12 protein-coding genes are annotated in these 12,579 nt (G+C 31.1%); all 12 read right to left on the reverse strand.

Annotated elements, in window-relative coordinates:
- Position 1: 1 nt before the first annotated feature.
- Positions 2-598, reverse strand: a complete 597-nt coding sequence (locus SCLAR_RS06820; RefSeq protein WP_100255167.1) for a thymidine kinase — start codon at positions 596-598, stop codon at positions 2-4.
- A gap of 29 nt (positions 599-627) precedes the next feature.
- On the reverse strand, positions 628-1,584 hold the full coding sequence (locus tag SCLAR_RS06825) for a DHH family phosphoesterase (RefSeq protein ID WP_100255168.1): 957 nt from the start codon (positions 1,582-1,584) through the stop codon (positions 628-630).
- Positions 1,585-1,592: 8 nt separating this feature from the next.
- The gene (locus SCLAR_RS06830; RefSeq protein ID WP_100255169.1) at positions 1,593-3,437 is read right to left on the reverse strand and encodes a P-loop NTPase family protein; all 1,845 of its coding nucleotides are present in this window, start codon (positions 3,435-3,437) and stop codon (positions 1,593-1,595) included.
- A gap of 93 nt (positions 3,438-3,530) precedes the next feature.
- On the reverse strand, positions 3,531-3,818 hold the full coding sequence (gene rpmE, locus SCLAR_RS06835; RefSeq protein ID WP_100255170.1) for a 50S ribosomal protein L31: 288 nt from the start codon (positions 3,816-3,818) through the stop codon (positions 3,531-3,533).
- A 134-nt stretch (positions 3,819-3,952) separates the two neighbouring features.
- Positions 3,953-4,807: an SPE_1075/MLC_0560 family membrane protein gene (locus SCLAR_RS06840; protein ID WP_100255171.1), complete on the reverse strand. Its 855-nt coding sequence runs from the start codon at positions 4,805-4,807 to the stop codon at positions 3,953-3,955.
- 149 nt (positions 4,808-4,956) lie between these two features.
- Positions 4,957-5,853 carry a class II fructose-1,6-bisphosphate aldolase gene (fba, locus tag SCLAR_RS06845; protein WP_100255172.1) on the reverse strand — a complete coding sequence of 299 codons (897 nt, stop codon included), beginning with the start codon at positions 5,851-5,853 and terminating at the stop codon, positions 4,957-4,959.
- Positions 5,854-6,011: 158 nt separating this feature from the next.
- A complete protein-coding gene (locus tag SCLAR_RS06850) occupies positions 6,012-6,677 on the reverse strand; it encodes a lipoprotein (protein ID WP_100255173.1) in 666 nt (221 codons plus the stop codon).
- A gap of 181 nt (positions 6,678-6,858) precedes the next feature.
- Positions 6,859-8,361, reverse strand: a complete 1,503-nt coding sequence (glpK, locus tag SCLAR_RS06855; RefSeq protein ID WP_100255174.1) for a glycerol kinase GlpK — start codon at positions 8,359-8,361, stop codon at positions 6,859-6,861.
- Positions 8,362-8,388: 27 nt separating this feature from the next.
- Entirely contained in the window at positions 8,389-9,537 is a 1,149-nt protein-coding gene (gene glpO / locus SCLAR_RS06860) for a type 2 glycerol-3-phosphate oxidase (RefSeq protein WP_100255175.1), read from the reverse strand.
- Positions 9,538-9,559: 22 nt separating this feature from the next.
- Complete coding sequence (locus SCLAR_RS06865) at positions 9,560-10,303, reverse strand: MIP/aquaporin family protein (RefSeq protein ID WP_169921870.1); 744 nt, start codon at positions 10,301-10,303, stop codon at positions 9,560-9,562.
- Between the two features lie 181 nt (positions 10,304-10,484).
- Positions 10,485-12,080, reverse strand: a complete 1,596-nt coding sequence (locus tag SCLAR_RS06870) for a CTP synthase (RefSeq protein ID WP_100255176.1) — start codon at positions 12,078-12,080, stop codon at positions 10,485-10,487.
- Between the two features lie 60 nt (positions 12,081-12,140).
- Entirely contained in the window at positions 12,141-12,548 is a 408-nt protein-coding gene (gene rpoE / locus SCLAR_RS06875) for a DNA-directed RNA polymerase subunit delta (RefSeq protein ID WP_100255177.1), read from the reverse strand.
- Between the last annotated feature and the right edge of the window lie 31 nt (positions 12,549-12,579).

A 12,579-nucleotide genomic window follows, 5' to 3' on the forward strand; every position in this document is an offset into this window, starting at 1 on the left:
CCTAACTTGGTTTTATATAACAATGACGACACCTTGCTTCATATTTTTCATTTGCAGAAATCACAACCAAAGGTTCATCTTTTTTTGCAGGTACTCCATCAACAATTCTTTGAGTACGGTTGGCATTGCCTCCACATACATAACAAATTGCTGCAAGTTTGTCTACATATTCTGCCATAAATAATAACCTATCAACATTTTTAAATGCATCATTTCGATAATCTTTATCTAAGCCATTTACAATAACCAGTATTCCTTGATCTGCTAGTTCTGAAACAGCATCAACAACTGCCTCATCAAAAAATTGAATTTCATCAATTCCAATAACATCAATTTTTTCAGTTTCCTTGTTAATGATGTCTAACATCTCTTTGGTGCTTGCTACAGGAATTGAATCAACAATCATTCCTGAGTGTGAAGCTACTTTATCTTCATAATAACGTTGGTCAATTATTGGTTTAAACACTATGACCTTTTGTTTGGCATAGCGATAACGTCTAATTCTTCTAATAAATTCTTCAGTTTTACCCGAGAACATACATCCAGTAATTAATTCAATTCAGCCGGGTTTTGTACTTGGATTAATTCTATAACTCATAATATTTTTCTCCCCTATTTTTTTGCTATTTACAATTTATTATCTACTAATTTTCTTAAATCAACCATAAGGTTTTCGATTTCTTCAAAATTGTTCAGCTTTGCACCAGAAGCTAGCATATGTCCGCCTCCATTGTGTTTTACTGCCACCCTATTAATTTCATAATGCCTTGAACGCAATGAAACCTTTATTTTTTCAGTCTCTAAACTTTCATAAGCAATAAATCAAATTTCAATATCTCTTATACCACTTAAAACTGAGACTGCCCTTTTAACTTCTTCTTCAGTGATATTGTGATCTTTTCAATCAGCTAAAGTTATTTTAATGTAAGCAATTGGGTAAGCAGTATCAAATACTGCCATTCCAAAAGCATGATGCAATCATTTTTCAACATCTAGTTTTTTTAAGTATAATTTATCATAAATTTCTTGTAGATTAATTCCACAATCCATTAAAAAACTAGCACAATTAAATGTTTCTTGATTAGTTTTATTGTATAAAAATCTCCCTGAGTCTGTTATTAAACCAAAATATAAATTGGTTGCTGCATCCTTATTAACCTGTAAGTTGCATGCTTGTGCTCATTGAACTATCACCTGGGTACAAGCAATTGCTTTATCATCAACCAGTTTGTGACTGGCAAAATCATCAACCTCAAGGTGGTGGTCAATTTTAAAAACTTCTTTAACATCATTTTTGAAAGTAAAATCTATTCTTTCAAAATTAGCAACATCAACAGTAATTAATAAAGCTTGGGCAATAATCTCAGGATTTAATTTTTCTTCATCAACAAAATTTTTATCACTATTAAATACTTTACCAACCACATAGACTTCTTTCTTAGGGAAATTTGCCAGAATGATTTCCTTTAAACCAAGAGCACTGCCTTGAGCATCTCAATCTGGTGCAATATGTTTTGCAATAATGATTTTTTGGTAAGCTTCAATTGTTTTTGTAAGTTGTTGTGCTTGTTTTGAATTAATCATAATTCCTCCTAATTAAATTTAAGCAGTGCTGCTTTTGTGATATAAATTTTTATTTTTTTATCCACAGGTTCAGATGATAGAACCAAATATTTATTACCTTGTTGGTCAATAAAACTTCTTAAATTTTTATCAAGATAGTTTTTGATTTTGGTTTCAGTTACCTCAATGCTTATGTAATCACCCTTGAAATCTTTTTTTGAAAGGTAAAGTTTACTTGGGTCTAAAACTAGCACTCCTGCTGGTTCCAGTTCAAAGTCTTCAATTTTCATTTTTTTATCTCCGATTTTAAGGTGTTTGTTTTCATAAGTGTACTTGATCTTATTTTTACCAGCTAAAAACTTTGCTCCAAAATCATCTCAATGTTGAATTATTATTTCTCCAAGGGTTTTTGGGACAATTTGCCCTGCACTTAACAAGTAAATAGGTTTTTCTAATTTTGGTACATTGCTTAATTCATCTTCTAAAAAGATTACTGATGTTTTTGTTTGGCAATTTTTTAAAATTTCGGTTGCCTGCAGTAATTCTTGTGCCTCAGAATTTGATAACTTACTAAATATATCAGAAAAAACTAGATTATCTTTTTTCAAATACATTGCTTGTAAAAATTTAAAGTAAACAGTATTTAACACTGATCACTTAAACGTTGTTTTAATGAACCCAAAACTTATCTGCAACTCTTTTATTGTATCATCAATTCACTGTCCTGCTTGTTGATAAACGGTTTGAATTTTTGTTTTTAAACTTTGAACTTGTTCTTTAAACTCTTGTGGATTGCCTTTTTCAATTTCTCCATTCAAAAGGTTATTGTGATAGCGGTGCATTCTTTCAACAATTTTACCTCTGATGGTATTGGCTTCATCACTTAATGCATCATAATACATTTTTTCTTGTTTCTTTTTAAATTCAAAACGTTGATCTCTTGAGATTTCATTTCATTGGAATAACTCATTAATGTGTTTTAATTTACGTTTATGTGATTTAAAAACACTTTTTAAAATCTGTTTGTTTAAACTCTTGATAACAAAATTATTACGATAGATTTGTCTTTTTGTTTGACGAACATGAATGTCAATAATTTTCAAGCGTTTTCTTATTACATAACTTTGCTGGTGAAAAGCCAATTCCTTGGCTAGTTTTTTTTCACTTCTTTGCTTACTTCTTTTAGCATTGTATTCACATGAACATGCTGAATTTAAATCCAAAAATGAGTAAACCTTATCTCATAGGCTTTCTAAAAATGTTTCCATTAAAACTAAGTTTCTAGTTTTTTCAGATAGCTTATAATAATCCTTAATAATTACTTTCATTCTTGGGTCAAAGGCATCTCCACTTTCATCAATTGACTTATTGTTAAAAGCACTAATTTGTTCAAAAAACTCATCAAGTCAATTGGTTTCAATCTCAATTGAGGTTTTGACAAATTTGTCAACAATCTCTTCAACATTATTTCGCATTTCTAGGTCAGTTTGATTATTTTTTGATGAGGCTAAATTTAAATGAGAGTACTTTGCATCTAAATAGTTTTCCTTGGCATTGGCATAAAATGCTGAATTCACCAATAGACTTCCATACATTCACAATTTTTCAGGTCATTTTTTAATAAGTTTATCACCAGGAGTAATGTTGGCAACTTTACGTTTAGTTCAGTTTTTATTAACCATATCATAACCATCAACTTTAAAAGACCCTGCTTGCAATGGATAGTATCCTTGTAAAATCTTTTTAAAATTGTTACTTTGAGCCACTTCACTATATAAGATGGTTTTTGTTTCTTGGTCCTTGATTTCAAAATTCAACTCCTGATATAGTTGTTTTTTAATTAAAAATGTTGCATTCTTTAACTTGATACTCATAAAAATTAGCCTCCATCTTATGCTGTGTTTATTGTATAACATTTTTTAATTAAAACAAAAAAACCAGTCACCTGGTTAGTAGTTTGTCAAACTTTACTTATTGTCTTTTGCAGCTTGTTCATTTAGTGCTTTTTGTGCTGCGCTTGCTGCTTCTTTTTCAGCTGCCTTAGCATCTTTTTTTGCAAATTTTTCTTTGAATTTTTCAACTCTTCCCTCAGCATTGGCAAATGATTGTTTACCAGTGTAGTATGGGTGACAATTTGAACAAGTATCAATTCTTACTTCTTCAGCTTTTGTTGATCCTGACATAAATTCATTGCTGCATGTTGTACAAACAAACTTAGCATTGAAATATTGTGGATGAATGTCTTTTCTTGGCATAGTTTTCACCTTTCCTTTATCAATTAATTTAGTAATACAAAATAAATATTACCATATTTCTTAACAATATTTATATTTTTTTGCTATATTATTTTACCAATTTTTTTGGACTTTTCACATTAAATTGACAAGATTTATGAAACTTGTTCTTCTTGGTGTTGGATATTTTTAATTAAATCAAGTTTTGAAAAATTTATAGTTTTTTTCAAAACTATTAAGAAGAGATTAACTGTGGGTCCAGTTAACACTGTTAATGTAATAGTTCCCACCCCTAAATTTGTAATTAAGAAATTCCCTTTACTTTGTCAATCACCAGGAAGAAAAAATCATAAACATAAACCAGGGGCAAAAATTACTAAGTCCATCATAACTCTTGCAAAACTATAGGGTTTATTGGTTAACTTCTGAAACTCATAACAATAGCTATTAAATGGACCCAACATTATGTTTGCATGAACTCATAAAGCAATTCCAAAACAAAAAATTAAAAAGGCACCAACAAAAATTAGGTTTTTAACTTTTTGGTCAAGTTGCTCTTTTAAAAAATCTACTGGTAATACATCATTCAAAAAGACATCCATCAAAAAATATGCTAAAACTGCCACAATGATATTTGAAAACAATGTAACCAACATCATTAATAGAGGTTGATAGTTTTTCTCTTTTTTAATACTTTTAATTGTTTTTGGAAGAGCAAAAATTAAACTCAATATTGTCATAAACAGTAAAACCAGAATAAAAATTATTAAATATTGATTTTGTAGAACTTGATTTAACATTTCTCCAGTTGTTTGATCATAACCTTTTCATAAGGCTGCAATTGTGTAGATTGTAAAGTCCATCTGACTTACACCAAAAGTTGTGGTTTGGTATAGTGCTACTCCAAAACTACTAACTGGAAAACCAACCATTAGTAATGCAATCCTGACTAAAATACTTCTTCAATGAACTTTGAAATGCTGCTTTAATTTAATAACTATTTTATTCATACTTTAACCTCAATATGAGTATATCTCTTATTGATGCAATTATTTAATTGTTTTCAAGAAGCAAAAAACACCAACCTGTAACTACAAGAAAATAAGTTCTTGCTTTGGTTGGTGTTTAATTAATTTAGAATATGATTTAGTTTTACAAATTATTTACCAGCTTTGTTTGCACAACCAAATAGAGTGGTTAGTTCAACAAAAGTAGCTTTCAATGCTTTGTAACCAGGTGCTAGCAATTTACGAGGATCAAATCCTTTTGCATCATCATCTAGATCTTTTTTATCTTCAACATATTTTCTAGTAGCATCTCTAAATGCTAATTGTAATTCTGTATTTACATTGATTTTTGAAATTCCTAAAGTAATTGCTTTTTTTACTTGATCTTGAGGTATTCCACTTCCCCCATGTAGTACCATTGGTAATTTACATGCATCTTGTAAAGCTTGTAATGTTTCAAAAGATAATGATTTTCATCATTCAGGATATTTACCATGAATGTTTCCAATTCCGGCTGCTAACATTGAAATCCCTGTAGCACCCATTTCTGCTGCTTGTTTTGGATCACCAAGTTCTCCTTCACCAACAACTCCATCTTCTTCTCCACCAATTGAACCAATTTCTGCTTCAACTGAGATTTCATGATTTTTAGCAAATACCATTAACTCTTTTACTTTAGCAATATTTTCTTCATAAGGTAGGTGTGATCCATCAAACATAACTGATGAATAACCAGCTTCAATACATTTTTTAGCCATCTCTATTGATTGACCATGATCTAAGTGTAATGCAACTGGCACAGTAATGTTTAATTCATCAAGTAAACCATTTACCATTCCTACAACAACTTTAGCACCACCCATATATTTTAAAGCACCTTCTGAAGTTGCAATAATTGTTGGTGTGTTTGTTTCTTGTGCTGCTTCTAAAATAGCTTTTGTTCATTCTAAGTTATTGATGTTAAAATGACCAATTGCATATTTTCCTTTGTGAGCTGCGTTAACCATTTCAGTAGCGTTAACTAATCTTTTGTGATATATTCTAGACATATTAAATCCTCCTAATAAATATTATACAACTATATGCTTTTAAGAAACCTCTAAATCTCAAAAAAATTTGATAATATTTAACCTAAATTAATAATTAAAGTTTAGCTTACTTTAAATTTTCAAAGAAAAACCCAATTAAATTGGGTTTTTCTCGTTGACTATGCTTTAATTGTGAAAGTCACTTGAACTTCACCTTTATATGCAATTGAAAATGAAGTAGCTCTAATTTTTGCACCAGTTGCGCTTATTCTAGGCACATCTAATTGTATAACAATAACACTTGGGTTTTCTGCTTTAAAGGCATCAATAATTTTTTCTCTGTCATTCTTTGCAATTTCACCCAAATCTAAGTTTAGATTTAGATCTGCTAGATCTACAAAACGTTCAATTGTAAGCTTTTTAATTATAACTTTAATTTTTCCAATAACTTCAAGTGGCTCAAGTTCATTCACTGGTGTACTTGGTTTTTCAATAATACTTATATCTTTTGATAAATAGATTGCCAAATCTAAAATTATTGTTTGATCTTTACTTCTATCAAATTTATCTTGGTCAGGATCAGCAATAACTGCAACCTTTGCCTTACCTGCTTCACTATCTCATGATGTGACTTTAATTGCTTCACCACCAGCACTAAAACCCGAAATTATTTTTTCATCATCATCAGTTATTTTATCATTCTTCAATTCAAAAAACACAAAAGCATTTTTACCATCAATTGTCACTGTTTCCAAGTAGTCTCCTGATTCACTACATGCTACCACTGGGGCAATTGTACTTACCACTAATCCAGTGGCTGCTAATAATCCTAATAATTTTTTCATTTAATCATCCTCATTTCACATCATTGAGTATGAGTTAAAACCCGGAACTATAGTAACTCACACAATTCCAATAACAATATGAGTGTACCATAGAATTACGGGTTTACATAATCATGCCAATAAAACAACCTTTTGAAGAATTCAAAAGGTTGTTAATTTTATAGTTTTTACTTAGCTATTTTTATGCAATGTCTTTTAATCAGCCCATTGTTCTTCTGACAGCTTCTTTTCAGCCTTTAACAATTTTGCTAACATCTTTACCACTAGCTTGTAGTTTTTTATCAACTGCTCAGATTTTTTTAATTTCTTCAATGTCTTTTCAAAAACCAGTAGCTAATCCTGCAAGATAGGCTGCACCCATTGCTGTAGTTTCAGTATTTTTTGGTTTAATAATTTGAGAACTAGTAATATCTGCTTGGAATTGTAACAAGTAGTTATTATTAGCAGCACCCCCGTCAACTTTAATAGTTTTAATAGGAATATTTGAATCTAAACGCATTACTTCAAAAACATCATTTGATTGGAAAGCAATAGATTCTAATGCTGCTTTAATAATATGTTCTTTAGTAACTCCTCTATCTAAACCAAATATTGCACCCCTTGAATAAGGATCTCAGTATGGTGAACCTAATCCAGAAAAACTAGGTACAAAATAGACTTGACGATCATCATTTACTTGTTGGGCATACCATTCACTTAATGGTGTTTTATAAATTATTCTTAATTCATCTCTTAACCATTGTAATGTAGCACCAGCCATCATAACTGATCCTTCTAATCCATAAGTTACTTTGTCTTTAATTGCATAAGAAACAACTGTTAGTAATCCGTTTGGTGAATCAATTTTTTTAGAACCTGTATTCATTAAGATAAATGCTCCAGTTCCATAAGTTGCTTTAATTTCTCCTGGTTCTAGACACATTTGTCCAAACAAGGCAGACTGTTGGTCCCCAATTGATGAACAAATTGGTACTCTAGCTTCAGAGTTTTTTGAGAATAACCCTCTAAATGTTTGACCATAAATTTCACTGTTACTTTTAATTTCAGGTAACATTGACATTGGTATTTCAAATAAATCCAATAACTCTTGATCTCATGAATTTGTGTTAATGTTATATAACATAGTTCTTGAGGCATTTGTGTGGTCAGTTAAGAATTTTTCTCCTCCAGTTAATTTTCAAATTAATCAACTGTTAACATTTCCAAAGTAAAGTTCACCTTTTTTGGCTTTTTCTTTAGCTCCTGAAACATTGTCTAAAATTCATTTTACTTTACTTGCAGAGAAGTAAGCATCAATTACCAAACCAGTTTTTTCTTTAATAATTTCTTTGTGAGTTTTTGCTAACTCAATACAGTATTGATCTGTTCGACGATCTTGTCAAACAATCGCGTTGTAAATTGGGTTTCCTGTATCCTTGTCTCAGACAATAACAGTTTCACGCTGGTTTGTAATTCCTATTGCTTCAATACTGGCTGCATCAATTTTAAAATTATTCAAAGCAGTAACCATAGTGGTTCTTTGAGTATTTCAAATTTCAGTAGCATCTTGTTCAACTCATCCAGCATTTGGATAAATTTGAGAAAATTCATTTTGGCTTAGAGCCACAATTTCTCCTTTTTTGTTGACAAGTAAGCTACGTGCACTTGTAGTTCCCTCATCTAAGGCTAATATATATTTTTCCATTTACTTTCATCTCCTTTTGATGGTAATTTAACTATTGTAAAATACATTTTTTTCAAAACGATCTCAATTTGCTTTTGGATCTAATGGTAAAACTGCTCCCAACATTTTTTCAACCATTGCTGCAATTGCTGGGGCTGCTGAAAGTGCTGGGGATTTCATACCCGCAACATTAATAAAGTTTTGATCTGCTTTTGCAGTTTTTATATAAAAATCATCTGTTTCTTTATAGATTGGACGTGACCCTGAAAATCTTAAACAAATTTTTGACATGTCTAAACCAGGGATAATTTTTAAACCAATTGCTTTAATGTGGTCTTCCATTTCTCTAGTAATTAAACGGGTTTCATCTTTTGGTACTCCATCAACTGCAGTTGGTCCTACCAACACTTTCCCAGTTAGAGTTGGGGCTACAATTACACCCTTACCATGAATGTCCGGTACCATAAATAACACATTGTTTACAGAATTTGCTTTGGTTTGGTTTAAAACAATGTATTCCCCTCTTTTTGTGGTTAATTCAAAATCTGGATAACCTGCCAGTTTAGCAATTTCATCAGCATAGTGTCCTGCACAGTTAATGATAACTTTTGCTTCATAAACTCCTTTGTTGGTAGTGATTTTAAAATCACTTGGTTTTTCAATTCCAATTACTTTTTCACTGAACTTAACTTCTGTGCCGTTTTTAATGGCATTTTTTAAAAGCACTCCTGTTAGTTCAACTGGATCTAACACTACTGAGCTTGTACATAGCAATGCTTTTTTAACATTGGGATTTATGTTTGGTTCAAGTTTTTGTAAAACATCCTGATTAATAATTTTAATTTCTTGTTCAGTACAGCCGTTTTTAATTCCCCTTTGAATTAATTCTTCTAAATTTTTTTCTTCAGCTTCATTAAATGCCAAAACAATTGAATTGACTGGGGCATGTTTAAAGTCCAATTCCTTAAATCAATGTTCAGCAAATAATTTTTTACCTTCTTGATTTAATTTTGCGTTAATTTTTTCAGGCTTTGGATCAAATCCTCCATGGATTAATCCAGAATTCCCTTGACTTGTTTCTTGAGCAAAACTTGGGTTTGCTTCTAAAACAACTGTTTTTAAATTATATTTTGCTAGCTCTCTAGCAACAGAAGCTCCGATAACTCCTGCTCCAATAATACACACATCATATTTCATAGAAATGACTCCTCACTATCTTTTAAGTTTTGATTAAAAATAATGCTCCAATAACACATCCAGCTAGTAATGGTGCTACAACTGGAATTCATGAATATTTCCAGTCACTGCTTCCTTTACCTTTTACTGGTAAAAATTGGTGAACTAATCTTGGGGCTAAATCTCTAACTGGGTTAATTGCATAACCAGTAGTTCCTCCCAATGAAAGTCCAATTGCAAATACTGCCAACCCTACAAAGATTGGTCCCATTCAACCTGCATCTGTAAATTGAGCAGAGGTTGCCATTATAGCAACTAGCAAAACACTAGTTCCAATAAATTCACAAAAACAGTTAATAAAAGTATTTTTGTAAGTTGGACCTGTACTGTGGATTGCTAAAACTAAACCTTCCTCTTTTTCAGTGATTGTTTGGTGAATATGTTTAATATAAAATAAGTCAACAATTATTTGACCAACAATTGCTCCTAGGATTTGACCCACTAACATAATTGGAATCAGTCCAAAATGCCCAACATTTGACTCTCAACCATTCACAATCATGGCCATTGTTACTGCAGGATTTAAATGTGCATCACCTCCCAAGGCAACTGATACTGTTGCGCCCAACATAACAGCAAAAGATCACCCTGCAGTAATGGCGATTCATCCACCATTATTACCTTTTGTATTTTTTAAAACTATATTGGCAACCACACCATTTCCTAAAACTATCAATAACATGGTTCCTAAAGTTTCTGTCATAAAATAAGTTAATCAATTATCCATATTTTTTTTCCTTTCTTTTTCCCTATCCGTAAGTATAATAACACAATAAAATGTTATGGATAATTTTTTTTAAAGATGAAAATTTTTTTTGGAATAATTTTTGGGAGACAATTTATTTTAACACAAAAAAGACCTTGCAAGGTTAAATAGTCTTAACTTGCAAGGTCTACTGGTTTTTTAATTATTGATTTTTAATTACTGCATCAACAAACCCTTTAAATAATGGGTTTGGTTTATTGGGACGGGAAGTAAATTCTGGATGATATTGTGAACCAACAAAAAACTTATGATTTGGTAACTCAACAATTTCAATTAATTTTTTTTCTTCATAAATTCCTGAAAAAACCATTCCGGCTTGCTCAAATTTTTCAATATAATCATTATTAAATTCATAACGGTGACGGTGACGCTCAACTGCTGTTTCACCTCCATACAATTCACTAACTAAACTTCCTTTTTTCAATTTAGTAGTATACTTACCTAAACGTAAGGTTCCACCAATTTTTTCTCGGTTTTTACCAATAATAATATCAAAAATTGGATCAGGAGTTGATGGATCTACTTCTGTTGTGTTTGCTTCAGGTAGATTTAAAACATTACGAGCAAACTCAATACAAGCAATTTGCATTCCTAAACAAATTCCCAAGTAAGGGATATTGTTTTCACGAGCATATTTTGCAGCTAACATTTTTCCAGCAATTCCAGCTTCTCCAAATCCGCCAGGAACTAAAATTCCCTTAGCATCACCTAAATTATCTAGCAAATTTTTTTCGTTCAAGTTTCTTGCGTTAACTCAAACAAATTTTACCTTCTTGTGTCATGTATAACCAGCAATTTTTAGTGATTCCATTACTGACAAGTAGGCATCACTAAGTTCAACATATTTTCCCACAATGTGGATTTTAATTTCCTCAACTGATTTTTCAATATCTTCGACAAATTTTTTTCATCCAGACATATCAGTATTTTTTAAATTTAATTTTAATTGTTTGGCAACAATTTTATGTAAATTTGATTTTTCAATAATTAAAGGGACTCTGTAAATTGTATCTGCATCTGGACACACAATAACATTTTCAGTTGGAATATTACAAAATAGTGAAATTTTTTCAGTTAATTTACTATCAATATCTCCAACAGTACGAGTTACTATCACGTCAGGTTGAATTCCTAAACTTAGCATTTCTTTAACTGAATGTTGGATTGGTTTAGTTTTATATTCTCTTGAAACACTCAAGTAAGGCAAAAGTGCCACATGAATAAACATAACGTTCTCATAACCTCTATCCATTCTTACTTGTCGAATTGCTTCAATAAAAGGTTGAGATTCTATGTCTCCAACAGTTCCTCCAATTTCACTAATTACAATGTCAGCACCACTAATTTCTTCAGCTGTATAAACTTTTTCTTTAATTGAATTGGTAATGTGGGGGATAACCTGAACTGTTTTTCCTTTATATCGTCCATGACGCTCATTGTCTAAAACTTCAGCATAGGCTTTTCCGGCACTTGTTGATGAAACTTTGAATAAGTTTTCATCAATGAATCTTTCATAGTGTCCTAAGTCTAAATCTGTTTCACCACCATCTTCAGTTACAAAAACTTCTCCATGTTCAATGGGATTCATTGTTCCTGGGTCAATGTTTAAATATGGATCAAATTTTTGCATAAAAACTTTTAATCCTGATTGTTTTAATAAAACTCCAAGTGAACTTCCGGTTATTCCTTTTCCTAACCCAGAAACTACTCCACCTGTAATAAAAATAAATTTTGCCATTTATATTTCCTCACTCTCAAAAAATAAAAAGTAGTCGTTAAAAACTACTTGATATTAAAACTAGTCATCAAAGTCTTCATCAATGTCAACTTCAAAGTCATCTAATGAATCATAGTCATCGTCGTCATCCTCGTCTTCATCTTCATCAAATGAATCGGGGTCTAGTGCCTGAGTATTATCAAGGTCACTAAATTCTTCTGTTGTGTCAAATTTGTCAATGTAATCATACTGCTTTTTAATGTCATCAAATTTTAAGTAATCTCTTAAGCCTCACTTACCTTCTGCAGTAAGTGCAAAACGGTTGTCTAAGACTAAGTCACTGTAAAGTTCTGCAATGATTTCATTTTTTCTATGGTTACTTCCATGTATGTCTTTTGAAATAGCATTTCAAATGTCTTCAAAACTGGCATCACCATGAGTTGTTCTTAAAAAATTGTATGCCATTTCAATTGTACTGATTTGTGCCATAAGGTCACCCCCATATATAGTGTTAATTTTA

The sequence above is a fragment of the Spiroplasma clarkii genome, from assembly GCF_002795265.1.
Lineage (GTDB): Bacteria > Bacillota_I > Bacilli_A > Mycoplasmatales > Mycoplasmataceae > Spiroplasma_A > Spiroplasma_A clarkii.